This is a genomic window from Thermoactinomyces intermedius (assembly GCF_013912365.1).
Taxonomy (GTDB): domain Bacteria; phylum Bacillota; class Bacilli; order Thermoactinomycetales; family Thermoactinomycetaceae; genus Thermoactinomyces; species Thermoactinomyces intermedius.
Genome location: NZ_JACETT010000059.1, coordinates 13555 through 39206, shown reverse-complemented (window position 1 = coordinate 39206; position 25652 = coordinate 13555). Strand labels below are relative to the sequence as shown.

The 25652-nt window shown below is 50.7% G+C and carries 24 protein-coding genes and 1 riboswitch; of the genes, 9 read left to right on the top strand and 15 right to left on the bottom strand.

Annotated elements, in window-relative coordinates; genetic code table 11:
• Window positions 1-44 precede the first annotated feature (44 nt).
• Window positions 45-2603, bottom strand: a complete 2559-nt coding sequence (locus H1R82_RS12815; protein ID WP_181731554.1) for a transglycosylase domain-containing protein — start codon at window positions 2601-2603, stop codon at window positions 45-47.
• A 148-nt stretch (window positions 2604-2751) separates the two neighbouring features.
• Here H1R82_RS12815 and H1R82_RS12810 point away from each other — a divergent pair, with 148 nt between their 5' ends.
• Window positions 2752-2913: a hypothetical protein gene (locus H1R82_RS12810; RefSeq protein ID WP_181731553.1), complete on the top strand. Its 162-nt coding sequence runs from the start codon at window positions 2752-2754 to the stop codon at window positions 2911-2913.
• Window positions 2914-3029: 116 nt separating this feature from the next.
• On the opposite strand, the gene H1R82_RS12805 is transcribed toward H1R82_RS12810, so the two are convergent.
• From H1R82_RS12805 to H1R82_RS12795, 3 genes are all read right to left on the bottom strand, one after another.
• The gene (locus H1R82_RS12805) at window positions 3030-3791 is read right to left on the bottom strand and encodes an SDR family oxidoreductase (RefSeq protein ID WP_181731552.1); all 762 of its coding nucleotides are present in this window, start codon (window positions 3789-3791) and stop codon (window positions 3030-3032) included.
• A 310-nt stretch (window positions 3792-4101) separates the two neighbouring features.
• Window positions 4102-5706, bottom strand: coding sequence for an esterase/lipase family protein (locus H1R82_RS12800; RefSeq protein ID WP_181731551.1), 1605 nt, complete (start codon window positions 5704-5706; stop codon window positions 4102-4104).
• A gap of 205 nt (window positions 5707-5911) precedes the next feature.
• A complete protein-coding gene (locus tag H1R82_RS12795) occupies window positions 5912-6826 on the bottom strand; it encodes an RluA family pseudouridine synthase (RefSeq protein ID WP_181731550.1) in 915 nt (304 codons plus the stop codon).
• Window positions 6827-6978: 152 nt separating this feature from the next.
• Window positions 6979-7089, top strand: a riboswitch (TPP riboswitch).
• Window positions 7090-7167: 78 nt separating this feature from the next.
• On the opposite strand from H1R82_RS12795, the gene H1R82_RS12790 reads away from it, so the two are divergent.
• From H1R82_RS12790 to H1R82_RS12775, 4 genes are read left to right on the top strand one after another with little or no spacing between them, the layout of a single operon-like run.
• A complete protein-coding gene (locus tag H1R82_RS12790) occupies window positions 7168-8157 on the top strand; it encodes an ABC transporter substrate-binding protein (RefSeq protein ID WP_181731549.1) in 990 nt (329 codons plus the stop codon).
• A 1-nt stretch (window position 8158) separates the two neighbouring features.
• Window positions 8159-8458 (top strand): thiamine-binding protein, encoded by a 300-nt coding sequence (locus tag H1R82_RS12785; RefSeq protein ID WP_181731548.1) that lies wholly within the window; start codon window positions 8159-8161, stop codon window positions 8456-8458.
• On the top strand, window positions 8445-9209 hold the full coding sequence (locus tag H1R82_RS12780) for an ABC transporter permease (RefSeq protein ID WP_232333928.1): 765 nt from the start codon (window positions 8445-8447) through the stop codon (window positions 9207-9209). The genes H1R82_RS12785 and H1R82_RS12780 overlap by 14 nt, the downstream gene beginning before the upstream one ends.
• Complete coding sequence (locus H1R82_RS12775) at window positions 9206-9955, top strand: ABC transporter ATP-binding protein (RefSeq protein WP_181731546.1); 750 nt, start codon at window positions 9206-9208, stop codon at window positions 9953-9955. Before H1R82_RS12780 ends, H1R82_RS12775 begins: the two co-directional genes overlap by 4 nt.
• Before the next feature lie 43 nt (window positions 9956-9998).
• Here H1R82_RS12775 and H1R82_RS12770 read toward each other — a convergent pair whose 3' ends face one another.
• The 7 genes from H1R82_RS12770 to H1R82_RS12740 all read right to left on the bottom strand — a co-directional run bounded on the left by H1R82_RS12770 (window position 9999) and on the right by H1R82_RS12740 (window position 19321).
• Window positions 9999-11690, bottom strand: coding sequence for a transglutaminase domain-containing protein (locus H1R82_RS12770; protein ID WP_181731545.1), 1692 nt, complete (start codon window positions 11688-11690; stop codon window positions 9999-10001).
• Window positions 11691-11823: 133 nt separating this feature from the next.
• Window positions 11824-13848 (bottom strand): NAD-dependent DNA ligase LigA, encoded by a 2025-nt coding sequence (ligA, locus tag H1R82_RS12765; protein ID WP_181731544.1) that lies wholly within the window; start codon window positions 13846-13848, stop codon window positions 11824-11826.
• 22 nt (window positions 13849-13870) lie between these two features.
• Window positions 13871-16054: a DNA helicase PcrA gene (gene pcrA, locus H1R82_RS12760; protein WP_181731543.1), complete on the bottom strand. Its 2184-nt coding sequence runs from the start codon at window positions 16052-16054 to the stop codon at window positions 13871-13873.
• A 4-nt stretch (window positions 16055-16058) separates the two neighbouring features.
• Complete coding sequence (gene pcrB / locus H1R82_RS12755) at window positions 16059-16769, bottom strand: heptaprenylglyceryl phosphate synthase (protein ID WP_181731542.1); 711 nt, start codon at window positions 16767-16769, stop codon at window positions 16059-16061.
• A gap of 118 nt (window positions 16770-16887) precedes the next feature.
• Window positions 16888-17208: a YerC/YecD family TrpR-related protein gene (locus H1R82_RS12750; protein ID WP_181731541.1), complete on the bottom strand. Its 321-nt coding sequence runs from the start codon at window positions 17206-17208 to the stop codon at window positions 16888-16890.
• Window positions 17209-17290: 82 nt separating this feature from the next.
• Window positions 17291-18268, bottom strand: a complete 978-nt coding sequence (locus H1R82_RS12745) for a DUF3048 domain-containing protein (protein WP_181731540.1) — start codon at window positions 18266-18268, stop codon at window positions 17291-17293.
• 174 nt (window positions 18269-18442) lie between these two features.
• Window positions 18443-19321: a LysR family transcriptional regulator gene (locus H1R82_RS12740; protein ID WP_181731539.1), complete on the bottom strand. Its 879-nt coding sequence runs from the start codon at window positions 19319-19321 to the stop codon at window positions 18443-18445.
• A 134-nt stretch (window positions 19322-19455) separates the two neighbouring features.
• Here H1R82_RS12740 and H1R82_RS12735 point away from each other — a divergent pair, with 134 nt between their 5' ends.
• On the top strand, window positions 19456-20679 hold the full coding sequence (locus H1R82_RS12735) for an MFS transporter (RefSeq protein WP_232333927.1): 1224 nt from the start codon (window positions 19456-19458) through the stop codon (window positions 20677-20679).
• Between the two features lie 36 nt (window positions 20680-20715).
• Here the strand turns inward: H1R82_RS12735 and H1R82_RS12730 are convergent, their stop codons facing one another.
• Entirely contained in the window at window positions 20716-21405 is a 690-nt protein-coding gene (locus H1R82_RS12730; RefSeq protein ID WP_181731538.1) for an LrgB family protein, read from the bottom strand.
• Window positions 21329-21772 carry a CidA/LrgA family holin-like protein gene (locus H1R82_RS12725; RefSeq protein ID WP_181731537.1) on the bottom strand — a complete coding sequence of 148 codons (444 nt, stop codon included), beginning with the start codon at window positions 21770-21772 and terminating at the stop codon, window positions 21329-21331. Before H1R82_RS12725 ends, H1R82_RS12730 begins: the two co-directional genes overlap by 77 nt.
• Before the next feature lie 212 nt (window positions 21773-21984).
• Here H1R82_RS12725 and H1R82_RS12720 point away from each other — a divergent pair, with 212 nt between their 5' ends.
• Together H1R82_RS12720 and H1R82_RS12715 are read left to right on the top strand one after the other, a co-directional pair.
• Window positions 21985-22254: a hypothetical protein gene (locus H1R82_RS12720; protein WP_181731536.1), complete on the top strand. Its 270-nt coding sequence runs from the start codon at window positions 21985-21987 to the stop codon at window positions 22252-22254.
• A gap of 63 nt (window positions 22255-22317) precedes the next feature.
• Window positions 22318-22755: a peptidylprolyl isomerase gene (locus tag H1R82_RS12715; protein WP_181731535.1), complete on the top strand. Its 438-nt coding sequence runs from the start codon at window positions 22318-22320 to the stop codon at window positions 22753-22755.
• Between the two features lie 59 nt (window positions 22756-22814).
• Here the strand turns inward: H1R82_RS12715 and H1R82_RS12710 are convergent, their stop codons facing one another.
• The gene (locus H1R82_RS12710) at window positions 22815-23399 is read right to left on the bottom strand and encodes an N-acetylmuramoyl-L-alanine amidase family protein (RefSeq protein ID WP_181731534.1); all 585 of its coding nucleotides are present in this window, start codon (window positions 23397-23399) and stop codon (window positions 22815-22817) included.
• Window positions 23400-23604: 205 nt separating this feature from the next.
• A complete protein-coding gene (locus tag H1R82_RS12705) occupies window positions 23605-24213 on the bottom strand; it encodes a nitroreductase family protein (protein ID WP_181731533.1) in 609 nt (202 codons plus the stop codon).
• Between the two features lie 287 nt (window positions 24214-24500).
• On the opposite strand from H1R82_RS12705, the gene H1R82_RS12700 reads away from it, so the two are divergent.
• Complete coding sequence (locus H1R82_RS12700) at window positions 24501-25631, top strand: NAD(P)/FAD-dependent oxidoreductase (protein WP_181731532.1); 1131 nt, start codon at window positions 24501-24503, stop codon at window positions 25629-25631.
• The last annotated feature ends 21 nt before the right edge of the window (window positions 25632-25652 follow it).

Sequence of the window (25652 nt, the reverse complement as noted above, 5' to 3'; positions counted from 1 at the left end):
CAGGCATAAGAAAAGACCAGCCAAAAACTTGGCTGGTCTTTGGATTACCAGGGCCATCCCCCTTTGTTGTCATCTTTGTTGCCATTGTCACCGTTATTTCCGTTATTTCCGTTATCTCCCTGGTCATCGCCGTTGCCGGGTCCGGGGAACGGGAAGTTATTATTGTCGTCTCCATTGCCCGGATTATTCGGATCTTCCGGTTTCTCCCCATCATCCGGTTTTTCTCCCCCTTTCGGGGCCAGCGTAACGGAAACGACACCGGATTCTTTTTGTTCGTTTTTCTCCGTGTCAATGGCCACCACTTTATAGCGGTAGGTTTTGGAGGCAGGTTGCCCTCCTCCGCCGAAGATATTATCCAGGAAGTTTCCTCCTTGCGGCGGTTGCACGGGATCTTTATATTCTCCCACGGTTCCGGGCAATTCTTTAATCATCTGGAAGTCTTGCCCTTCTTCTGCACGCCATACTTGGAATTTGACGCGGTCTCCCTGGGCACCCCACTTCAAGAGAATACCGTCACTTTGTTGTGACGCACTTAATTGAGGTTGTTTCAACTCAAACGGCGGTTGCGGTTCAGGTGCGTTAAACTGGAATTTCTGAGGTTTCTCCCCTTCCAGTGCTTTGTTCATCACATAACCGAAGATTTTCGCCGGTGCGCTTCCCCCGGTCAGGTATGGGTTGTCCTGTCCGCCTTGGGGATAGAACACGTTGACGGCCATCACCATATTGGGGGTGTACCCGACAAACCATCCGGCTTGCCCGCCTTGGATCGTACCGGTTTTTCCGGCAACATCCCAGTCGTTATGCAAGGCGGCTTTTTTACCGGAACCTTCGGTAATGACATTCTTCAACATGCGGGTCATCCAATAAGCGGTCTTTTCATCAAAGACTTTGGTTTCTTTTTCATCTTTTTCTTTTTTGGGCTCCAACTCTTTGTCACCTTGCACCACTTTCCGGATGGTGTACGCCTGCTTGTAAGAACCTTTATTCGGGAAGACGGAGTACGCTTGCGCCATTTGCTTGGAAGTAACCCCTTTGTTCAAACCTCCCAGAGCAAGCGGTGCATATCCTTTATCCGCCGGTTGCAAATCCAGGCCCAGTTTTTGCCCGTAATTATAGGCCCGTTCCAGTCCGACTTCTCTCAGCAAGTGAATCGTCGACAAGTTCAGCGAGTTGGCCACCATGTATTTCATGCTGACCTCGCCCTTGGGACCTCCCGAGTAGTTGCTCGGATTCCAGTCGCCGGCAAAGTCCACCTTTTTGTCTTCAACCGTGAAATATTCATTATAACCAAGATCCTGAATCGCCGGGGAATAAACGGTCAACGGTTTGATCGTCGATCCCGGTTGCACTGGATCGGCCACCGCCCGGTTCCGGTATCCCGGTTTGTATTCACGGCCTCCTCCCACGGCCCGGATCAGCCCCGTTTTGGGATCAATAATGGTAATCCCGGCGTCGGCCCCCTTCAAGGATTCTCCTTCATTATTGGTAAACAGCGAATCATCTTTCAGGGCCTCTTCCACCGCTTTTTGGGCTTTCAAATTCAAACCGGTATAAATATTGAGTCCCAGTTGTTCCAAATCTTCTTCATTCAAGCCGTATATTTCTTCCAATTCATCAATGACCAAATCTTTATAAGCATCAAACTCGTTTTGTTTCAGATATTCTTGTTCACACTCTTTACAAGTATCCAGTGGCTTTTGTGCCAGCCTTTTGGCCTCTTCTTCCGAAATCATCGGCTCCATCACGTCATCCAACGGCATGACCATCGTCAAGACGACGTTCCGGCGCTCGATGGCTTTTTCCGGATGTTTCAGCGGATTATACTTGTTGGGCGCTTTGGGCATTCCGGCCAGCATGGCCACTTCTTGCGGCTCCAGTTTTTCTTTAACCGGATCCTTGCCGAAATACACCTTGGAAGCCAGACGCACACCGGCTACCCGACCACCGAACCCGATAAAGTTCAAATAAGCTTCCAAAATATCATCTTTGCTGTATCTCTTTTCCAGATTCAGCGCACAACCCAGTTCCTTGATCTTCCGGGTCATGGTCTTTTCGGCATTTTCCAAGATAATGTTTTTACAAACCTGTTGGGTGATGGTACTTGCCCCTTCGGCCGCACCCATGGCGATGATGTTTTTGACCACAGCCCGGGACAAACCTTCAAAGTCAACCCCGATATGTTTATAGAAACGACGGTCTTCCGTTTTGACAAAAGCGTCGACCAGCATCGGGTTTTTTGCTTTTAACTGTTCAATATCCGCCCACTCACGCTGTTTTGTACCAATGGTGGCAATCACTTCATCATTGGCATCATACAGCTTGGAACTAAATGGCATATTTTCTTTTTGGATTTTTTTCAAATCATAAGTGCCTTCGCTTAACATAATGGCTGAACATCCGCCCACCATCAGGAGCAAAGATGTCACCAATACCAATACAAGCCATTTCCAAGAAAGAAATCTCTTCCACCCGGTTTTGGGCGGTTTGCGTCCGCCGCCGCCACCTGAACGGGAACGCGAACGGGGACCCACTCGTTCACTGCGTGAGCGCGGGGGCATCGGGCTATAACCACTTTTCATGCTCACCCTGCGAAAATCATCCATCGATTACCCTCCCGAAACCATTGTTCTATCCAATCCATGCTTCCACCTTTAAAAAAGCACGAAAACCAATAGATAATTTGACAATAAGACTGACCAATTCCTGCACATCCGCTTTTGTGCTATGATAAACGAAAAGGTGGTGAGCGTCATGCACAAAAAAGCTGCGGTTTTTTCCAGTCGGTTGACCGGGATCATCAGCCTTTTCCTTACTTTCTATTTATGGAAAGTTGCAGGAATCACCGGTCTGATCGGCGGACTGGTCAGTGCCGGCTGTTGGTTTGCTTGGAGTTGGTTTCTCCAAAAGAAGTAAATCTTTGTTCTCTCGAATACTTACCCATTATAACGTAAGAGCCTGCAAAATGGTTTGTCATTTTTAAAAAATATTACAGCAATATTACACGAATCTTATGCTCATTCTACATAATATCACGTGTTGATGAAACCCCCAGTCACTGGAATCATGGCACCGGTGATAAAATCGGAATCGGGATGGACCAAAAAACGGACCACACGTGCCACATCCTCCCCGGTGCCCGGCCTTCCGACCGGGGTGCGTTGATCTTCCTTCCCCCTCGCTTCGCAAATAGGTGCTTCTTTATAAGGATCGCGAATATCCCCGGGCAGAATCATATTGACGGTAATTTGATGGGCCGCTTCCTCACGGGCCAGCGTTTGCGTCAACACCGCCAATCCCGTTTTTGCGGCGGCATAGGGCCCGTAACCGGTCCAGCCGAACACTTTATCCGCTTCCGGATACCCGAAGGTAATGATCCGCCCTCCTCCCTGCCTGCGCATCATCGGAATCACTTCCCGCACCAGATAAAAAACGCCGGATAAATTGCCGTCGATCATGTCACGCCAATGTTCATCCGTAAAATCGATCACGGGCGTTTTCTTGAAAATAAACGGTCCGGCTGTGCAGACAAGGGCATCGATTCTTCCCAAATCTTCACGGACCTTACCGACCATGCGCCGGATATCCTCTTTGTTGCTGATATCGCCTTGGAGAATGATCGCTTCTCCTCCATTTTTTTCGATCTCTGTTTTCAATTTTTGCGCCGCACTCCGACTTTGTCGATAATTGATCACAATCCGGTAACCATCCTCAGCCAACCCTTTGGCCACCATCACGCCCAGGCCTTTGGGGCCGCCGACAACCCAGGCTACCGGCTTTTCTTTTTGCGCCATGAATCATTCATCTCCTTATTCAAAACATTTTTATGTCCGGCCATTTGGAAATTATGATAGCATCCCCGGTCACCCCGGTCGCAAATTTTGTCTCTTATTATAATACATGGCTGTAATACATGGCGTTTTGAGTCCCCTCCGAAAATTGCCCGTTTCTCCCGGCCGGAAAACCGGTTCATACAAAAAAGACAGCAGGCAACAATTGGATACATTGCCCGCTGTCTTGCGCGGTTTGTTTTAAAACATTCCCTGCTGACGCCGCCAAAATTCTCCGGATGCCGGCTTACAGACGCGGCCACCACCCGTCCGCTCACGGATGCCCGATGTAAACCGACCGGATGATGGTGCGTGCAAAAGGCGTTCCGTCGGCTTTGGTTCCCTGAAGATCGATGGTGACATTGTAGGTGCCCGGCTCTTTCAACCCGATACGGTCAGTCAGATCCGGTACATTTTTCCGGATTTGTCCGACGGTGATGTTTTCGGTATGCATTTTCTCCCCCCGCGGGGAAATCACTTGGATGGATGCTTGCAGTTGTTTCAAATCCGGGTTTTTCCAATTCATCTGTAAAGGGATACGGCCGGAAGCGGCTTTGGCCGGAAGGGCGAACGAAAGGGTATCCGTTCCGGAATAGGTGGTGATCAAGAGATAAGCATCGGTTTGCGGACTGTTCATTTGTATCGTCCAGTTTCCGCTTTCCACCTGGTTTCCTTTCAAATGAAACATCTGCACGGCCGCCCCTTGAAAGAAGGTTTCATCCGTTGCTTGGGAAAATACGCTGCTGGTTTCGGTGTAAACTTTACCCGATGGCGAGGTCAACCGGACTTCCACTTCAGGGGATTTGGTAAGCACGGTAAAAAGGATTTCTTGCGAACCGGCATCCACCGGAATCGTTTCTTCCGCTTGCGTTCCTGCCGTCAACGGCCCCCCTCTGACAAAATGGTCGGCGCTTTCTTCCGTCATCCGGGGAACATCCGCCCGGGTTTGCACCACCTGACCGGAGCAAAGCACGGAATCGATTTCCGCAAAGGCGACGGTTCCGGTCCGGATGGCATCATGATCCACATCCTTGGTAAACAGATGGTTTCCGTAAGGAAGTTCGGTACTCCAGACATTCACCAACCCGTCATTGTCTCCATGGGAAGACAAGTAGAACCCGCCAAACCACAAGGCCGACAAACCGGGTCCCCAATTGGTGCCCGCGGCGGTGTAATAAACGTTTTTATCTGCATCGGGATGACTGTCGGTTTGTTCGCGATACTTTGCCATTTCGCCCGTTTGCAAGGAATAAGTCGCATCCGACCGCTGTCCCAGCAACTCTGCCAGCCACCCGGCCCAGGAACTGTGTGCCAAATCCGCCAGATGCGAACCGTGATGCGGGGAGCCCAAGGTGACCACTTTGGAAACATACGGATACGCGCCATAATGAATCAAGGCCGCCTGCGTGTCGGGACCGCCTTTGCTGTGAGCGACAATATTCACCTTTTGTCCGAAATGATCATAAATTTCCTTCAACATCCGGGCCAGCAATTCCCCGTTATCCCACTGGCTGGACGGCTTTCCGCCGGCATCATACAATTGGACAAAAGCGGTCCGGTAACCGTGGTTGTATGCGGTTTCATACATGTCATTCAACCCGTGGTAATTGGTCTCACTCCACCAGTTTTGAGCTTTTCCGTTCATTCCTTGGACAAAGACGACGGGAAGCTTGTTCGGGTCGGCATTTGGCGGGGTGGCTCCCAAAAACCAGGTTCCGGGGGTGGTGTCTTCAGAAGGAGGGGGCAACTGATTGCTGATCACATTTCCCATCGGTTGGGGAGGGGGAATTTCCTCACTTTCGGCCCCGACCCATCCGGCGGGCAAAAACATGCTGAAGGCCAACAACAGACAAAGCAGAAAACACCAAGGCCGGCGCAACACAATCTCCTCCTTTTTTATTATACAGAAGATTGCGACATTTATTTTCTGAAACCGTTGCCTTTCCAAGAGAACATGAGATCTTGCAAACCATTTTTCAATATTGATTATATCGTATTCTATAAAATTCCACAAATAAAATTTTGAATATTTGAAAATTTAACAAGATGCAGACCCGGCTTGGTCCCTGCCAAGTCTGCATGCTTCAACACGCTCCGGCTTTCAATGTTTCGAGCAGTTGCCGGATATCCTCCGGAAGCGGGGACTCCCATTCTTTCCATTCATGCCACCGGGGATGAAGCAAACGGAGGTAAGAAGCGTGCAAGGCTTGCCGCCCGATCAGATGTTGGTCATCCCCGGTCCCGTACAAGGGATCGCCAATGATGGGATGCCCGATGGATGCCAAATGAATCCGGATCTGATGCGTGCGGCCGGTTTCCAACCACAAACGCAACAAGGTGGCTTCCCGGAAGCGCTTGACGACCTGAAAGTGGGTGACGGCCCGGACGCCTTCCTCAGAAACGACGCGTCCCCCTTTTTCCTCCGGCAACATTTGAATGGGCTTGTCGATGGTGCCGCTGTCAGTTTCCACCTGCCCGTGGACAACGGCATGATAGCTTCGTTCATAATGTTTTTTTTCCATTTGGGCCGCCAAAAAAGCATGCGTGTATGCATGTTTGGCCACCACCATCAGTCCGGATGTGTCGCGGTCCAGCCGGGTCACCGGCCGGAACTTTCTTCGTTCCCCTCTTTGTTCCCAATGGTAAATCAACCCGTTGGCCAAAGTGCCTTCCTTATAGCCGCGCGTGGGGTGGACCACCAGACCGGGCGGCTTGTCAATCACGATCAAATCTTCATCTTCTTCGACAATGTCAAAAGGAACGGGTTGGGGGAGCACGGTTTCCGATTCCTCTTCCATATAGCGGATTTCAATCCGGTCCCCTTCCGTGACCCGGCTCGTAAAATACCGCTCTTTGCCGTTGACCGTGACCAACCGGTTCCTTTTCAGGCGGGTCATCATTCTTTTGGAAAAACGGTACTTGTTGCGGAGAATTTGTTTCAGCATTTTCCCGTCTTCTTCTCCGGAAACGACATGGGTGAATTGAATCTGGTTCTTCATGAAACACCTCAAAAAGACATGATGATTCCAAACGTTTCTAGTATAGCACGGGTAAAACCCACGAGAAAGAATCCCTTTTGTAAATAATTGTAATCATATATAATAGACAATGATTTCATCCATTCGTTATAATGATGCCAAAACCACAAAAAATACCTGCAAAGGGGAGCCGGAGATTGGCCGGCTGAGAAAGTGTACCGATACACTGACCCTCACAACCTGATCCGGATTATGCCGGCGTAGGGATTGCGCATGGTTTCAGACAAGAACAAGCATCCCTTCATCAGGGGTGCTTTTTTGTGTCTTCCCCTTTGCATGCAACCAGGAAGGAGTAAAAAAACATGAAACAACGTCTGGTGCTCACGGCACTTTTCACCTTGTTCGCCTTGTTACTTTCGGCATGTTCCGGAACCGGGGCCCCTTCCAAACAAACGGTCAAAATCGTGCTCGACTGGACCCCGAACACCAATCACACCGGACTGTACGTGGCAAAAGTAAAGGGCTATTTCAAAGAACAAGGGCTTGATGTTCAAATCATCCAACCCGGCAACAGCGGCGCAGAGCAAATGGTCGCTTCCGGGCAGGCCGATTTTGGCGTCAGTTTTCAAGAAAACGTCACCCATGCCCGGACCCAAGGGATTCCGATCGTTTCCATCGCGGCCGTGTTGCAACATAACACTTCCGGCTTTGCCTCTCTCCGTGACAAACAGATTCAACGACCGAAAGATTTTGAAGGCAAAGTCTACGGCGGCTTCGGTTCGCCGGTTGAAAAACAGATGCTGACTTCTTTGATGGAAAAAGATCAGGCCGATGCAAACAAAGTCAAAATCATCAACACCGGAAACGTCGACTTTTTCCAAGCGTCCAAACAAAACATCGACTTTATGTGGATTTATTACGGATGGACCGGCATTGAAGCCGAATTGCGCGGCGAAAAGCTGAACATGGTCTACCTGAAAGATTATGACCATGCTCTGGACTACTACACCCCGGTTCTCATCACCAGCGAAAAACAAATCAGCCAAAACAAAGAAACCGTTCAATCCTTTATGAAAGCCGTCAGCAAAGGTTACCAGTTTGCCATGGACCATCCTGATCAAGCGGCTGACATTCTGATCCGGGAAGTGCCGGAATTAAATCCCGAACTGGTGAAAAAAAGCCAGGCGTGGATCAGCCCCCGTTATAAGGATGATGCCAAAGTTTGGGGATGGCAAAAAGAAGAAGTCTGGGCAGGCTATGCCAAATGGCTGAGCGATCATCACCTTTTGGAAGGTAAATTCGTACCAAAAGAAGCCTTTACCAATGAATTTTTGCCGGAAGGAGGAAACTGAATTGGCCCAAGCACTGGTCAGCCTTCAAATCCTGCCGCGAACCCCCCGCGGGGAAAATGTGATTCCTTATGTGGACCGGGCGATTGAACTGATCGATCAATCCGGAATCCGTTACCGCGTCGGCCCTCTGGAAACCACCATGGAAGGGGAATTACCCGAACTACTGAAAATCGTTGAGAAAGTCCATGAAGAAATGGTGAAAATGGGTTGCGGCAGCGTCCTGGCCCAAGTGAAAATTTTGTACCAGCCGGACGGTATTTCGATAAGCGAGTTGACGAAAAAATATGATGAACATCGTTAAACGGTGCATGCCTGTCTGTTTCGTTCTTTTTCTGTTGTTCTTATGGGAAATGTCGGTTTCCCTGTTTCACATTGAACCTTGGGTGCTTCCGTCCCCTTCGGCAATCGGCAAAGAATTTCTCACATCGGCCCGGCAATTGCCCGCTCCCGTTTGGGCAACTGCGAGCATTGCCATCAGCGGCCTTTTCGCAGGGACAGTCATCGGCATTTTGACCGCCGGCGTGCTTCATTTATTTTCAACCCTGCGCCGGATGGTTTATCCGCTGATCATCTTGTCGCAAAATATCCCGATGATTGCGTTGGCGCCATTGCTTGTGATGTGGTTCGGGTTTGGCGTCTTTCCAAAAATTCTGGTGGTTGCCTTGATCTGTTTCTTCCCTGTCACCGTCTCGCTGTTGGGCGGATTGGCTGAAACGGATCGCACCCTTCTGACCTATTTGAAAATGGCCGGCGCTTCCCGGATGCAAATTTTTTTCAAATGTGAATGCCCGTCGGCTTTGCCGGCCTTTTTTTCCGGTTTGAAATTATCGGCCACCTACAGCGTGATGGGAGCGGTCATCGCCGAATGGCTGGGAGCGGAAAACGGGATCGGGGTGATGATGCAGCTGGCTTCGTCCACTTTCCGCACCGACCGTGTCTTTGTGACCATTTTGTTGGTCGCCGGATTAAGCCTTTTCTTTTTCGCTTTGATCACGCTCTTTGAGCGGGCGGTAACGGTGTGCAAAGGGAATCAAAGGAGGGCTTCCCGATGACTTTGGAAGTGAAAAACATCACGTTTTCTTATGGCAACGGACCGGTCATCGCCGGCCTTTCCTTACGGGTCGAAGAACAGGAATTCGTTTCCTTGATCGGGCCGTCCGGGAGCGGAAAAAGCACCTTGTTCCATCTGATCGGAGGCTTGGAAAAACCGGCGGAAGGTAAAATCACTTGGAACGGGCAGTCCATCGTCGGCAAACGCGGCAACTTCGCTTACATGCCGCAACAGCCGTCCCTCTTCCCGTGGCGGACCGTGTCGGAAAACATCGCTCTTCCCGGTGAATTGAACCATCAAAAAATGAAACCGGAGCAAATCCGCCGGTATTTGGAAAACGCGGGCTTGAGCGGGGCGGAATCGCTGTATCCCCATGAACTGAGCGGGGGAATGCAACAACGGGTGGCATTTTTGCGCACCTTGGCCAGCGGAAAGGACTGGCTGCTTTTGGACGAACCTTTCGGCGCATTGGATGCCCTGACGCGAACCCACATGCAAAAATGGCTTGATGCTTTGTTGAAAAAAGAACGGCGCACCGTCCTTTTCATCACACACAGCATTGAAGAGGCGTTGCTCCTTTCTGATCGTATCTATGTTTTGACGAAACGCCCGATGCAGGTGTATCAAGAGTTGAAGGTCCCATTCCCCAGGGAAAACCGTTTTTCCCTCCGGGGAGATAAAACATGGGAATCCCTCCGGAAACAGCTGGAAGACTGGTTGTTGCCGGATGCGTCGGGAACGGATTAAATAAACGACGGGGAACGGCATGCGCGTCCGTTCCCTTTTTTTGTCAATAAACAATGCCCGTGCGGCGGTGCGTTTTGTCCAACAAGGAAGAAGGAGGATCAAAATAACGCGAATCGTATCTTTTTTGAAACGTTCCCTCTTTCGTTATGTACCCGGAACCCCATGTCGGATCCATCACCAGCCAGCGCCCGTTTACCCGGACTTCCACCCAGGCATGGCGTTGGCCCCCCGCTTTTCCTTCCACAAAACGGGCCGGCAAACCGGCAGCTCTTAAAAGCGCAATCGTCAAAAACACATAATCCTGGCAAATGCCTTTTTTTGTGCGCAACGACTTGATCGCGCTGTCCGACCATTGGAATTCATTTTTCCGATACTTTTCCATGTCGTACATCATGTTTTTGGCAACATAATCATAGATGGCCTTTGCCTTTTCCCTCGGTGTGGAAGCTCCGTTCACCAGTTGCCTGGACCGGTTTTGAATCTCCGCACTGTCGGATTCGATGCCCCTGGACGGAAGCAAATACCGGAGATCCTGCTTTGCCGAACTGTTCACCTCAAACCGGGCCACTTTAAAAAAACGGAAATAATCCCGTTTCTCCGTTGTGATTTCCGGAACATACAGGTTCACCTCATATTTTCCGGGGCCAAACCGGAGCCATATCCGGTCATCAAAGCGGAAATCATTCACCGGCAGAAAATAGGTTGCCTCTTCTCCCTCTTTTTTGGTTTTGACAATCAGATGGGTGGTCTCTTTTGCATAAGGTGCCGTCGCATCAATCCGTCCGGCAATGCGGTAGGACAAACCGGCCGTATCGCCGCTGGCCACCGGCGTTTCCAATTGGATGCCCCTTTGGGCATAAAGTTCGGTATAGGCAACCGGTTCACGCTCGATGTTTTTCGTGTGATCAACATACAGCGTGGCTCCTTCCCGAAACAACCCCCATTTTTCCCGGTCGGGAACCAACACCTTCAGCTGATGCACCCCCTGCCCGAACAGCAAAGGGATTCGCTCCTCAAACTTCCCGTCGGTCACCCGGATGACCCGTTCCCAGGAATGATTTCCTTTTTTCAATTGCACCAGCAGTTTTTTCACGGATTTTTTGACCTCTCCGCGGATCCGGACGTCCTCATCCGACCGGACATACCCTGACAGCGGGGAAGAGAGCTTCAGTCCCGCTTCCCGGGCTTGCATGCTGTATGCCACATCCCGTGCCAATGTGTCGGAAGCATTGCGGACGGTAAAAGCCGCCATCAAATAAAAGTATTCTTTTTCTTCCCGGTCCGGAAGCCGGAGATAAACGCGATAATCCCCTTTCCCCTGAAACAGCCGGAGATTTTTCCTGAACCGCCCGTTTTCCACGGGAATGTATTCATCGTGTGTTTTGGGCAATCCCGGTTTGGGCTTTCCCTGATACTCGATGTGCACCCACAGGTACGGAACTGCCAGGTTTTCTGTCTTCCCGATGCTTCCGGAAACCGTAAAAACGGATTCGGCCTGCACCGGTTCCCATTGAGGCTGATCCAGTTTGGCATTCAGTTTTTGGGCATAATCCTCCAACCGGATTTTTTCTCCGCCTTGAACTTCCAAACCCGGATTGGCCTGTTTGCTGAACACCAGTTTTTCCGATCCCCGGCTCCATGTCCGGTCCCATGCCTCTTTTTCCTGATATGCGGCCACTCCGAGCAGACAAGCCGTCAACAACGCACAACCTGCCGAAAACCACTTCCAACTCATACCTTCTCCGGCCTTTCACAATTTTTTCCTTTGCTATTCCATTTTCTTTTGCATTGTGAAAAACCCTTCTTTTTCGCCGCCGGTTTAAACCAAAAAAGCAAAAAAGCCGGGGTCTCAAAGACCCCGGCCTTTTTTATACCCGCACTTCTTCCGGCAAATGGCTCAACAACGTTTCTTCATCCCAAATCGTCACATCCAATTTTTTCGCTTTGTCCAGTTTGGAGCCCGCTTTTTCGCCGGCGACCAACAAATCGGTCTTCTTGCTGACGCTTCCCGTGACATTGGCCCCCAACGATTCGAGCAGTTCCGTGGCCTCTTTGCGGGACATCCTCTGCAATGTTCCCGTGATGACGACCGTCTTTCCGGCCAGCGGTGATGCGGAAACGGCTTTTTCTCCATCCGCCCCCGGCCCTTTGTACTCCATATTCACGCCGGCTTCTTTCAAACGGCTGATCGTTTCCCGGACTTCGGGTTTTTCCATGTAGGTGACCACACTGTCGGCCATTTTCGGTCCGATCTCATCCAAGGCGAGCAAATCTTCCACACCCGCCTCCATCAGGGCATCCATGTGCTTGAAGTGTTGCGCCAGAATTTTGGCCCCTTTGGCTCCGACAAAGCGGATCCCCAGTCCGAACAACAACCGTTCCAGCGAATTCTTTTTGCTTTCTTCAATCGCGTCCAACAAGTTTTGGACCGATTTTTCCCCCATTCTCTCCAGCTGTAACAAATCTTCTTTTTTCAGGTAATAAAGATCCGCCACGCTTCGCACCAAGCCGTGATTAAACAGCTGGGTCACCACTTTTTCACCCAGCCCTTCGATATTCATCGCACCCCGCGAAACGAAATGAATGATGCCTTCCCGCGTCTGCGCCGGGCATTTGGGATTGATGCAGCGAAGCGCCACTTCGCCTTCAAGGCGGACCAACCCGCTGTCACACTCCGGACAGCGTTCCGGCATGGAAAACGCCTTTTCTTCACCGGTGCGTTTTTCGGTGAGAACGCCCACCACTTCCGGAATAATGTCTCCTGCTTTTTTCACCACCACATAATCATGGATCCGGATATCTTTTTCCCGGATCAAATCTTCGTTATGCAAAGAAGCCCGTTGGACGGTGGTTCCGGCCAGGCTGACCGGTTCCAAAACGGCCGTCGGGGTCACCACGCCGGTCCGTCCGACATTCAGGGTGATGTCCAAAAGACGGGTGACGGCTTCTTCCGCCGGGAATTTATAGGCAATGGCCCAACGGGGGCTTTTGGCGGTGGTCCCCATCTGTTTTCTTAACGCCAGGTCATCGACTTTGATCACAATGCCGTCAATCTCGTAAGGAAGATCCGGGCGGTTCTTTCCCCATTTATCAATGAAAGCCAGCATTTCCTCCACGGATTCCACCGTCTGCCGGGCCGGATTCACCTTAAATCCCAACGCCTCCAAAAATTGAAGCCCTTCGGTGTGTGTTTGGACGGTATGGCCTTCCAACTGTCCGATCTCATAAACAAACAAATCCAGCGTCCGCCGGGCCGCCAATTTGGGATCCAGCTGGCGAAGCGAACCGGCCGCCGCATTGCGCGGGTTGGCAAACAAAGGTTCCCCGTTTTCGGCCCGTTCCCGGTTCAAGCGTTCAAAAGCCCGCCGCGGCATGTACGCTTCCCCGCGCACTTCGATGGAAAGCGGTTCGTTGATGCGCAAAGGCAGGGACCGGATCGTTTTTAAGTTTTGAGTGATATCTTCCCCGGTGATGCCGTCTCCCCGGGTGGATCCCAGTACAAAACGGCCGTCTTCATATTGGACGGAAACCGCCAACCCGTCGATTTTCAACTCGCAAACATAACGGACGTTTTCGCGGCCGGCCGCTTTTCTCACACGTTCGTCAAAATCGCGCAAATCCTGCTCGTCAAAAGCATTCCCCAGACTGAGCATCGGGGTGGTGTGCTCGACTTTTTCAAAAAAAGGAAGCGGTTCTCCGCCAACCCGCTGGGTGGGGGAATCCGGGGTTTTCAGTTCGGGAAATTTCTCTTCCAATGCCATGAGCTCGCGCATCAACCGGTCATACTCGGCATCGGAAATGGCCGGATCATCCAAAACATAATACCGGTGGTTATGTTCATTGATTTCATCATGCAATTCCAGCACGCGTTTCTTTGCCTCTTCCAGCTTCAATCCAACTTCATCCTCCTGTTCATCATTCTTTCGTGATGGGAGCATATTTGGCCAATAATTTTTTCACCCCGACCGGAGCGGGAAATGCAATGTTCAACTCCATGTCTTCGCCTTCCCCCTGCACTTTGACGACCGTGCCGACCCCCCATTTTTTGTGGACGGCTTTGTCTCCGACCTGCCAGTTGCGTTCCGGATTGGGAACCGGCCGCGAAACTTTCCTGATGCCCCGGCTTGGCGTTGGCGTTTCCTTTTTCTGTCCGGCTTCTTCAAACAACTCTGCCGGAATTTCCCTCAAAAACCGGGAAGGCAGATTGGAACTGGTTTGTCCAAAAATCGTCCGCGTCCGGGCCCGTGTCAGGTGAAGCACTTTCTCCGCACGGGTCAACCCCACATAGGCCAGCCGCCTTTCTTCTTCCATTTCCGACTCGTCATCCAGTGAACGCATGTGCGGGAAAATCCCTTCTTCCAGGCCGACCAAAAAGACATGCGGAAACTCGAGCCCTTTGGCGCTGTGCAATGTCATCAACGCCACGGATTCCGCGTTTTTTTCCTCCTCTTCATCCAACTGGTCCACATCCGAAATCAAAGCCAAATCCGTCAAAAAGCTGATCAATGTTTTGTCTTCATTTCTTTTCTCGAACTCTTGGGCGACCGATAAAAATTCATCAATGTTTTCCAGCCGGCTCGCCGCTTCGATGGTCTTCTCTTTTTTCAATTCTTCCCTGTAGCCGCTTCGTTGCAACACTTCTTCCGTCATTTCCACGGCAGACAGATATTCGATCATGGCATGAAGCTCGCGCACAAATCCGACAAAGGTTTCCAACGGCTTCAGGGTCCGTTTGGACAGTCCGATGTGCTCCATCTCCAACAGCGCTTCAAACATGGAGATGCCGTTTTGTGCCGCGTAATTTTGGATTTTCTCCAGCGAAGCCGCTCCGACACCGCGACGGGGCACATTGATGATGCGGGAAAGGCTCAGATCATCGTGGGGATTGACAATCAGCCGCAAATACGCCAACAAATCTTTAATCTCTTTTCGTTCGTAGAACTTGATGCCGCCAACCACGGTGTAAGGAATGTTGGATTTCATCATCACTTCCTCGATCACCCGTGATTGCGCATTGGTCCGGTACAACACGGCGTAATCGGAATACCGTTTTCCTTCTTTGATGCCGTTTGAAATGGTTTCGGCAATATAGAAGGCTTCTTCCTGCTCGGTACTGGCTTCAAACAATTGAATCTTGCTTCCTTCCTCATTGGCCGTCCACAATTCTTTGGGTTTCCGTTCGGTATTGTGGGCAATGAGATGATTGGCGGCTTGGAGGATGTTTTTGGTGGAACGGTAATTTTGCTCCAGCTTGATTTGCACCGCATCCGGATAATCCTGTTCAAAATGGAGAATGTTTCGGATATCCGCTCCCCGGAAGCGGTAAATCGATTGGTCCGAATCGCCGACCACGCAAATATTTCGGTGATGTTCGGCCAGCATTTGAACCAGCACATATTGGGCATGGTTGGTATCCTGATACTCATCCACATGAATGTACTTGAATTTGCGCTGGTAATACTCTTTCACCTCGGGTCGCGACTGAAAAAGCCGGACGGTTTCCATCAACAAATCGTCAAAATCCAGGGATTGATTGGCCCGCAATTTCTCCTGGTATTTTTCGTAAACATCCGCCGCCACCTGTTCGAAAAAGTTGCGCGCCCCCTGTTTCATTTCTGCCGGCCCGGCCAATTGATTCTTCGCATGGCTGATTTGATTCAAAAGGGAACGCGGCTCAAACTTCTTGGGATCCAGATTTTCTTCCTTTAAAACTTGTTTAATCACGCTCAATTGGTCCGAGGTGTCCAAAATCGTGAAGTTGCGTGACATTCCCAGCTGGTCAATATCCCGCCGCAAAATGCGCACGCACATCGCATGGAAGGTGGAGATCCAGATCTCTTCCGCCCGGGGTCCCACCAAAGAGACGATGCGTTCTTTCATTTCGCGTGCCGCTTTGTTGGTAAAGGTGATCGCCAAAATATTCCAGGGGTGAACCTGTTTTTCACTGAGAAGATAAGCCACGCGGTGTGTCAAGACCCGGGTTTTCCCGCTTCCGGCCCCGGCCACGATCAGAACGGGGCCTTCGGTGGTTTCCACTGCCTTTTGTTGCATCGGGTTCAAGCCCTCAAGCAACGTCTCCGTCGACAACTGGTTAAGCATCAGCTCACCCTTTCTCCTGCAACTTTGTTTCTTTGACCCATGTCACGGTTTGAACCGCTTTTTCCACATTGGTGTAAACCACATTGCCCACGACAACGGTATCGGCCCACCGGGCCATGGTTTTCGCCTGCTCTTCATTGGTGATGCCTCCCCCGTAAAACAACCGGGTTCGCTTTAATTTCCGGCGGATGGCCCGCACCTTTTTCTCTTCGCCAAAGGTCCCGCTGTATTCGACATAAAGCACCGGCCACCGGAACAGATTTTCCACCAAATCGGCATAGCCGGCCGCTTCTTCTTCGGTCAGGTCGGCTTTGGCCTGTGTCAAGCGGCTCACCTTGGCCTCGGGATTTAAAATGACATATCCGAGCAAAAGAACCTGCTCCCAGGGAATGCTGCTCCCGTAACGCCGGATGGCCTCCAAGTGCGCCCCATGAATCCACTTGGCTTGATCGGTGTTTAACACCGATGGAATGAGATAACCGTCAAATCCGGGTACAATCGCCTTCATCGTCGAAATTTCCTGCACACAAGGCACTTGATATTTCTGTATCCGTTCAAGCAATTGCCATGTGTTTTGAAACGTGATTCCATCCGTTCCCCCAACAATAATCGCATCGGTTCCGGATTGGCAAATCTTTTCCAGTGCCAGATCAGAAAGCCGCCGGTTGGGGTCCAATTTAAAGACATGTCTCCATTTCTTCGCTTTTTTTATCATACTTTTCCCCCCGCCCGAAACCTACAATCCCTATTATACACTGCAAAGAAAATGAAAAGAAAACAAAGGCTGTGATCCGTACAGGAAAACACAGCCTTTCAGCGAAAAATCATCCGTATTATCGTTTTTCAGGGGATTTTTCTTCCTTCGCTTCTTTTAAACGTTCCAAGGCGAGCAAATAACCGTCGGTACCATAGTGGAGACAGCGTTTGACACGGGATATCGTTGCCGTGCTGGCGCCCGTTTCGGTTTCAATCTGGTTATAAGTGCAACCATCTTCGAGCATCCGGGCCACTTCCAACCGTTGCGCCAGTGACTTGATCTCCCCGACAGTACATAAATCTTCAAAAAAGCGGTAACACTCATCAATGGTTTCGAGTTGCAAGATCGCCTGAAAAAGTTGATCCACTTCTTTTTTGTTCAGTTTATTGAGTTGCATTCATCATTCCTCCCTGAGGTAGAAGGAAGTCCTTTCGCCCTTTAAAGTTCTGCCTCTGATAAGTATAGCAGAAAATGAGAGGTTATTGGAGAAGAACCTCTCCGGTCTCCGGCAAAACATTGACCCATGTTTTCCCGGGCAGCAACGTGCATTCTTTTCCGTCCCGGTAAGGAACGATCCATCCGTCCCGGTATTTCCATTCAATCGGGACCGCCTTCCCCTGCTGCAGCAAATAACCTTTTCCCTGTCCCGTGATATCCACCGACCGGTGCCCCACATAATCCAACACCTTGTGTTTGGCAAAAATCACGAGCACATTTTGCATGGTAATCGGTTCCCCGGTTTCCCGGTCGGTTTGCATCTCGCCTTCGGTGTAGCGGACATATTGTTGCTTGGCCGGATCATATTGATACCCGGCTTCGTACAATTTATGGTAAATGAGGCGGACCTTCCCGGCGGCCTTTCCCCCGCGGGTGACCGCTTCACCGGAAAACTGGTAAGCCGGTTTTCCGCTGTAATCGGGATAATCCCGTTGCTTTGCAACCCGGCTCAATTCTTCCAACCGGGCATACAGGTTATGCGGCGGTTTGCGAAAATCGACGCGGAAAAAATGTTTTTCGTCTTGATGGACCCCGTCGATCGCCGGCTTTTTCTCCTCACGGATCCGGTTCAACGCGGACGGGGAACCGCCGGCATGCGCCACCACCGCACCGGCTCCGTCCGCCAGCTCCAGATAATAATCCCGGACACTCCGGACCGGACCGATCACACCGTTCAACCGGTTGTAATAAAAAGCTGCGAACCGGGTGATCTCTCCTTCCGCCAAAATCTCCACCACCACATCCGCCAATTGCAGCCCGGATTGCGGACGGGCCGCGGGATGGTTATTGATCATGGCCATGATCACGGGTTTGGGTTCCTCTTTCTCAACGGGAGTGCCGGTGATGGGGCTCATCAAACTTTCCGGCTTTTCCGGCCGGGTAACGGGGGCGGAATCAGGCTGACAGGCAACCAGCAAGACAGCAAGCAAAAGACTCACAATTCCGAAATTTCTTTTCACCAAATCCCTCCACTTGAAATCGATATTGAATTCTTCGTTTTCAAACGGCTTCATCCCTTCCTGTTCAGAAAACCTGCTGACAGGGTATGCAACAAGACAAAGCACGGCGATGGGTAAACAGCCAGGCTTCCGTACGTAAAAATGAGAACCGGCTGTTTAAAATCCGGCCGCGCCTCAGGTTGCGAACCATTCAATCACATGGGAACGAAACCGCTCAGCGGAAGGGGATAACGGATTGCCTTTCAACCAAGTCAATCCGATCTTCCGGTAACATCTTGGATTCCGGACAGAAATCTTTTTAATCTTGGACTCGCTGATGCCCCGATATTCCGGGATCAACGTCACGCCCAATCCGGCTGAAACCAGCCCCGCCAATGTTGATACATCTTCGCCTTCAAATTTCATGACCGGGGTGAACCCGGCTTTCCGGCAAAAATGGTTGATCCGTTCCCTCATCTCCAATCCTTCCCGAAAACCGACGAAGCTTTCGCCGCCAATCTCCTTCAAATCCACGAAATCTCTTGCAGCCAGCCGGTGGTTCGCCGGAACATACAAAAACAATTCCTGTTCCATCAGCGGGTGCCACTGAATGCAAGGCGGAAACGCGTACGAACTGATCAGGCACAAATCAACCTCCCTGGCCTTCAACAGCTCCACACTTCTTAAAATGGTGCTTTGGATCAGTTGAATTTCCACCCGGGGATATTTCCGGTTAAAGCTGTGGATCAACTCCGGCAAAACCGTGACGCCCAATGTGCGGAGAAAGGCCACCGAAACCTTCCCGGTATCCGGGTTTTTCAATTGTTCCATCTCCTGAACCCCGACGGAGATTTCATTGAGCGCATTTTCCACCCGTTTCAAAAAAACCCGGCCGAAGGCATTCAACTTGACAGAACGGCCGACCCGGTCAAACAGCGGTACCCCCAACTCTTCTTCCAGTTTGGCCATGGAACGGCTGAGAGCCGGTTGGGAAATGCCCAGCCGGTTTGCCGCTTTCCGGAAGTGCTCGGTTTTGGCTACTTGACAAAAGTATTCCAGCTGCTGCCATTCCATTCTGCAACAACCTCTTTCTCTTTGTTGATAGCAAAAAATTATCATTTAAATAAATATAATGCAATAGACACATCACCCTGCCGGAAGTACACTAAAAAACAAAGCAACAGCTACACATTGAGGAGAGGTGCTTCATGAAACATGTTGAATCCGGCAGCAGTGAATATTACCGGATATTTGTTTGCATGCTGTTGGGGAGCATGGTGACTTTTGCCCAGCTGTATTATCCGCAAACATTGATCAATACGTTTGCATCCCAAATGGGCATCTCCCCGTCTCTTGCCAGTTTGTCAATTTCTCTGGCCACCTTTTCGCTGGCCGTCGGAATGTTGATTCTCACGGTTTTTTCCAATGCCTGGGGCCGGAAAAAAATCATGGGAGTGTCTTTGTTGTTGGCATCCTTGGCGGGAATCGCCACGTCATTCACTTCTGATTTCAAAGCCCTGGTTTTTTTGCGGGTTTTCCAGGGACTGGCGATGAGCGGGTTTCCATCCGTTGCCATCACTTATCTGAATGAAGAAATCTCGCCGAAACACATCGGGCGCATCATGGGGATTTATGTGAGCGGCAATGCCATTGGCGGTTTCTTCGGGAGAATATGGGTCAGTGTTTTTGCCGACTTTTATTCCTGGCACGCAGGCGCCCTTGCGCTGGGGATTTTCAGTTTTTTGTGCAGCGCGCTGTTTTTCGTATTGCTTCCCGAATCCAAACATTTCAAAAAAGAACAACTTTCTTTTCCCAACTGGATTTCGGGCATGATCGGCGGAATGAAAAACAAAAATCTGTTGTGCATTTACGCTATGGCCTTTTTGCTGCTCGGCGCCTACATCACATTGTTTAACTACATCGCTTTTCCTTTGTCCAATCCTCCGTTCCAATTGAGCCAAACGGCGATTGGCTTTTTATTTATTTTTCAACTTTCCGGGTCGTGGAGTTCGTATTTCTTTGGGAAACTGACGGAAAACCACTCGCGCTCCTCCCTCTTGATCAGCGGGGTGGTCATGGCATTGGCCGGCGCCTTGTTAACCTGCACCGGAAATCTCTTTTTGTTGATGGCCGGCTTGATCTTGTTTGCAGCCGGTTTTTTCGCCGGACACAGCCTGGCCAGCGGATGGGTCGGGGTGATCGCAGAACCCCCGATCAAAGTGTACGCTTCTTCTTTGTACCTGTTGTTTTATTACACCGGCTCCAGCCTTTTGGGATGGATCGGAGGGTTCTTTTTGACCCACTTTGGTTGGTACGGGGTGATTCTCATGGTCTCCGTCCTCTTGATCGCAACCATATTGCTGACCCTTGCGTTAACCCGGGCGATTCGTCTTTCGCACAAGGAAAATTCCATCCGCCTCACATCCGGTTGAAAACGGAAAAACAGGAACCTGCGTGGGTTCCTGTTTTTAATGCAAAAACCAAAGCAGGAGGGGAATCAAGACAGAAGTCAAAATGGCACACAGGGTCATGGCCACCAAACTGGCGGTTCCTTCCTTATCCCCGATCTCCAGCGCTTTGGATGTTCCAATCGCATGGGAAGCACTGCCCAATCCGATGCCTTTGCCCAGGTAATGGGTGATCTTGCACCATTTCATCAAATACGGGCCCGACACCGCCCCGACCAGTCCGGCCACAATCACAAACAAGGCGGCCAGAGAGGGGATGCCTCCCAAAAGTTCGGCCAGGTCCATGGCCACCGGCGTGGTCACGGATTTTGGCAACAACGTGTAAAGAAGGCGGCGGTTCACCCCGAATGCCTCCGCCAAAAAGTATCCGCTCAACACTGCGGTGAAACAACCGGAAATCACACTGATCAGTATCGGAGCAAGATAACGTTTCACAATCTGTCGGTGGCGATACAGCGGAACCGCCATCGCCACCACCGCCGGCCCCAGAAACCCGTCCAGCCACCGTCCGCCGGTCATATAGGCATCATAAGGAATATGGAATAAAAGCAAAAAGCTGATCAGAACCGCTGCCGAAGTCAAAAGCGGCAGCAAAAACGGCGACGGGAAGCGTTTATACAGACGTTTCATCGCGATGAACACCGCGAGTGTGACACCGACGGATATTCCCCCGCTGATCCATTCGTTCATCCACACCCTCCTTTCGCATGGCAAGCCATTGTGCCAGCCATCCGGATAAACACATGACCAGCACCGTACTGATGAAAACCACGGCCATGGCTTGCAACCCGTGTTGTTTCAAAAAACCGGCATATTCGATCACCCCGATGACAGAGGGCAGAAACAAAAGCGGCAACCAGGAAAGCAATGCATCCGCCCCTGATTGCAGCCAATAGATCCGGACCATGCCGGTGGACAAACAGATGAACAAAAGAAACAATCCGATCATACTGCCCGGAATCGGGACATGGAACTTTTGCTGGATCCACACGCCCGTCTCATAAAAAAGATAAATCCCGCCGATTTGCAAGACGGTTTTTAACATCTGCGCAAACATGGATGAACCCTTCTTTCCGTGTATTCTTTTGGCGAGATTGTTATATAACAAGGAGACAATCTTCTATCTTTACTATCACACAAATAACCCGGACCCGCAATACGCTTCCCGTTCTCATTGCCCAAGGGACCTTTCGGACGGTGACTTATTTCACTGTACATTTTTTTCATCATTGGTACAATAAAGGAAACCTCAAAATCAGGGGGAATTCGATGGCTTATCCAGTGGAAATACGCGGGGTGGAAGAACAACAACACCCGTTTTACGTGATTCGTTATGTCATTAAAAACGGAGATGAAGAACTGCTCGTCAGCGTTGCGCGTTATGTCCATACCGGGCAAGGGGGAAAAGTGCAGTTTCTGGAACCCGACTTGAGAAAAATCCGGCGCATGCCCGATCCCGTCAAGCAAATGTCGGAAGTGGAAAGAGTCATCAAAAACGAAGGAGCCCGTTTGGCCGAAGAAGCAAAAAACAAAAAATGACCGCTTCTTTTCCTTGCGAAAACGAGGTAAAATAAATACGTCCATCAATGAGGAGTGAATCCAATGACAGTCAAAGGCGAAATTTTGCTGGAAAACGGAGGAATCATCGAGATCGAATTTTTCCCGGATGAAGCTCCCATCACGGTCAATAACTTTCGCAAACTGGCCAATGAGGGCTTTTACAACGGGCTCAACTTTCACCGGGTGATTCCGGGATTTGTCAGCCAGGGAGGTTGCCCCAACGGGCTGGGAAACGGTGATGCCGGATACACCATTCCTTGCGAAACGGAAAACAATCCGCACCGTCATGTGACCGGAGCCGTATCGATGGCGCATCGCGGGAAAGACACCGGATCTTGCCAATTTTTCATTGTCCATGAACCCCAGCCGCATTTGGACGGGGTGCACACCGTTTTCGGCATGGTGACCAAAGGAATGGAGCATGTGCTGAACATGCAGCCCGGAACGGTCATGAAAGAAGTCAAAGTCTGGGAAGAATAAATAAAAAAACTGTCGGCCTTTTAATCAAGGCCGGCAGTTTTTTTATGCCCCGCTCACGTTCACCAGATTTTTTCTTTCTTTTGGCACCGGTGGATCCGGGCGATTCCTTCCGTAATGGTTTCCGCGTATTGATCCAAAAACCGGGCGTCTGAAAGAAGATGATTTTCCCGCATGTGGGTGATAAACAACGAAGCCACCGTGATCGCAGGCATGTTCACCCCGCGCAATTCCTGGATTCTTCCTTCCGCCGTCTCTGTGTCATTTTTCTTTCCCAAGTCCATCACGCCGTATTTTCTTAAAAAGCCCGTCAGCTGATTATGAAGCCAGCACTGGATTTTTCTCTCTTCCAATCCTGCAATCACGCTCACATAGGAGGCAAACCCGGACATGGTGGGATCGGGGGAAGCATTGGTATGGATGCTTAAAAATAAGTCCGCATTCTGACGATTCGCCCACTCAATCCTTTCCCGGGCACTCACGTCGGTATCCACAGACCGGGTCATGGTCACGGACACACCTTCATAATTTAACAACTTGCGGCGAACGCGAAAAGCAATTTCCAAGCAGACATCTTTTTCGGCCAGAGAATAACCCACCGACCCCAAATCCTCTCCCCCGTGTCCCGGGTCAAGGCACACCAGCATGATTCTCACCTCACGTAAGTCAATGCTCCATGTTCATACTTTTTCCCCACATCGCTTCTTTAAAAACACGGATTCCAAAAAGGATATGAACAAAAACAAAACACCGGATGCGGTTCGTGCCTCTTTTGCAACAAAAAACGGGAGGGGCCGGCCTGCTTCCGAACCCCTCCCGCGTTCCGGTTTTCAGTTATGCATGAAATACGGTTTAAAAGCTTTCCTTCACCACGACCTGATCCAAAGGCAAACGGGTCGTCGGCCGGGCCGGAGCCGCCGCTTTGCCGATCGTGATCAGCATAACAGGCGCATAACGATCGGGAACCCGGAATTCCTCCACAAATTTTTCCCGGTCAAATCCTCCGATCGGACAAGTGTCATACCCTTTGGCTTTGGCTGCCAACATCAGCTGCATGGCGGCAAAACCGGCATTCAAAAAAGCTTCATCCCGGGCGAACCGTTCATTTTGATAAGCTCCGTCCACCTGGCGGATCATTAAATCGTAAATGTCTTTTCTAGCATCCTTATAGACGATTCTGGCCGTTTCATTCGCTTGCAGGTCTCCCAACACGGCCACGGTGGCTGCCGCTTCCACCACTTGCTCTTGATTGTATGCAATGGGCAACAGTTTTTCCTTCATCTCTTTAGATGTGATGACGAGAAAGCGCCAATGTTGCAAGTTCCAGGCAGAAGGAGCCTGGGTGGCAATCTCCAGAAGTTCACTCAATTCCGCTTCCGGAATGTTTGCATCCGGATCATATTTGCGAACCGTGGAACGCGCTTTCATCACTTCAATCGCATCCATGGTTTTTGTTGACATCCAATCACCCCGATTAATTAAATAGAAATCAGACAGAAAAATATACTTTCATATTACTTCATATATCAAAAAAGTATATGTCAAGATAAACAACTTGACAACCGACTGTTTGCATCCAAATCCCGGTCACCCCCAACCAATCATATCATGTCCATCCGCTCCCTGATGGATGCGGCAGAAAAACAGGAATCGGGCCGTTTTGGATGACCCGGTTCCTCTCCCAGGCTCAAGTTTGTTTCCCCAAACCGGTATAATGAAAAACGAATCCTGAAAAAGAAGGGTTGACCATGAAAAAAGTGATTGTCATCGGAGGCGGAATTTCAGGCGCCTCCACTGCGTACCAATTGACCAAACTGAGTGCCGATGTGAAGGTTACGATCATCGACCGCAAAGATCCGGGACAAGCCACCGACGCCGCCGCCGGAATCATTTGTCCCTGGTTGTCACAGAGGCGGAACAAAGCCTGGTATCAACTGGCGAAAAAAGGAGCCCGCTTTTATTCGCAACTGATCGCCCGGTTGGAAAAAGACGGGGAAAAACAAACCGGTTATAAAAAAGTCGGTGCGCTTCGCATTCATACGGATACCAACAGGCTCGCCAAAGTGGAAGAGCGGGCCGAAAAACGCCGGCAGGAGGCACCGGAAATCGGCAAGCTCACCCCGTTGCCGCCCCAAAAGACACGGGAACTGTTTCCCCCGCTTGCCAGCCATTTTTTTTCCCTGCATGTGGAAGGGGCGGCCCGCGTGGATGGCCGTGCCCTCCGCGACACCCTGCTCCGTGCGTCACAAAAAAACGGCGCATCGTTCATCCAGGGAAGCGCCTCGCTCTTGCATCAGGGAAAAAAGGTGACGGGCGTCAGGGTGGATGACAAAGAGGTGATTCCGGCAGATATCGTGATTGTCTGCGCGGGAGCATGGGCAAAATCATTGCTTGCCCCGCTGGGGGTAAATTTTTTGGGCACTTTCCAAAAAGGGCAAATCGTCCATTTGCAATTGCCTGACACGCCCACCAACCATTGGCCGGTCATCATGCCGCCCAATGATCAGTACATGCTGACATTGGAGGATCATCGGATCATCGTCGGGGCAACCCACGAAAATGATTTGGATCACTTTGACACCCGGGTCACTGCCGGCGGCTTGTTCGAAGTGATTCAAAAAGCGTTGGACGTCGCCCCCGGACTGGAACACAGCACCTTGCTGGAAACCAGAGTCGGCTTCCGGCCCTATACCCCCGGGTTCCTTCCGGTCATCGGCCCGCTTCCCGGATGGGACGGCATCCTGCTGGCCAATGGACTGGGAGCCTCAGGACTGACGATGGGGCCTTTTATCGGAAACCAACTGGCCAAACTGGCGTTGGGATTGGAATTGGACATCGATCTGTCCCTGTATGATGTCAAAGGAGCACTGGAACCTTGATTCCGGTGCTCCTGAACGGCA

Coding starts and splice junctions, on each gene's coding strand:
- H1R82_RS12815 (WP_181731554.1), bottom strand. CDS start 2,603: ATGGATGATTTTCGCAGGGTGAGCATGAAAAGTGGTTATAGCCCGATG.
- H1R82_RS12810 (WP_181731553.1), top strand. CDS start 2,752: ATGCACAAAAAAGCTGCGGTTTTTTCCAGTCGGTTGACCGGGATCATC.
- H1R82_RS12805 (WP_181731552.1), bottom strand. CDS start 3,791: ATGGCGCAAAAAGAAAAGCCGGTAGCCTGGGTTGTCGGCGGCCCCAAA.
- H1R82_RS12795 (WP_181731550.1), bottom strand. CDS start 6,826: ATGAAGAACCAGATTCAATTCACCCATGTCGTTTCCGGAGAAGAAGAC.
- H1R82_RS12790 (WP_181731549.1), top strand. CDS start 7,168: ATGAAACAACGTCTGGTGCTCACGGCACTTTTCACCTTGTTCGCCTTG.
- H1R82_RS12780 (WP_232333928.1), top strand. CDS start 8,445: ATGAACATCGTTAAACGGTGCATGCCTGTCTGTTTCGTTCTTTTTCTG.
- H1R82_RS12775 (WP_181731546.1), top strand. CDS start 9,206: ATGACTTTGGAAGTGAAAAACATCACGTTTTCTTATGGCAACGGACCG.
- H1R82_RS12770 (WP_181731545.1), bottom strand. CDS start 11,690: ATGAGTTGGAAGTGGTTTTCGGCAGGTTGTGCGTTGTTGACGGCTTGT.
- pcrA (WP_181731543.1), bottom strand. CDS start 16,054: ATGCTTAACCAGTTGTCGACGGAGACGTTGCTTGAGGGCTTGAACCCG.
- pcrB (WP_181731542.1), bottom strand. CDS start 16,769: ATGATAAAAAAAGCGAAGAAATGGAGACATGTCTTTAAATTGGACCCC.
- H1R82_RS12750 (WP_181731541.1), bottom strand. CDS start 17,208: ATGCAACTCAATAAACTGAACAAAAAAGAAGTGGATCAACTTTTTCAG.
- H1R82_RS12740 (WP_181731539.1), bottom strand. CDS start 19,321: ATGGAATGGCAGCAGCTGGAATACTTTTGTCAAGTAGCCAAAACCGAG.
- H1R82_RS12735 (WP_232333927.1), top strand. CDS start 19,456: ATGAAACATGTTGAATCCGGCAGCAGTGAATATTACCGGATATTTGTT.
- H1R82_RS12730 (WP_181731538.1), bottom strand. CDS start 21,405: ATGAACGAATGGATCAGCGGGGGAATATCCGTCGGTGTCACACTCGCG.
- H1R82_RS12725 (WP_181731537.1), bottom strand. CDS start 21,772: ATGTTTGCGCAGATGTTAAAAACCGTCTTGCAAATCGGCGGGATTTAT.
- H1R82_RS12720 (WP_181731536.1), top strand. CDS start 21,985: ATGGCTTATCCAGTGGAAATACGCGGGGTGGAAGAACAACAACACCCG.
- H1R82_RS12715 (WP_181731535.1), top strand. CDS start 22,318: ATGACAGTCAAAGGCGAAATTTTGCTGGAAAACGGAGGAATCATCGAG.
- H1R82_RS12710 (WP_181731534.1), bottom strand. CDS start 23,399: ATGCTGGTGTGCCTTGACCCGGGACACGGGGGAGAGGATTTGGGGTCG.
- H1R82_RS12705 (WP_181731533.1), bottom strand. CDS start 24,213: ATGTCAACAAAAACCATGGATGCGATTGAAGTGATGAAAGCGCGTTCC.
- H1R82_RS12700 (WP_181731532.1), top strand. CDS start 24,501: ATGAAAAAAGTGATTGTCATCGGAGGCGGAATTTCAGGCGCCTCCACT.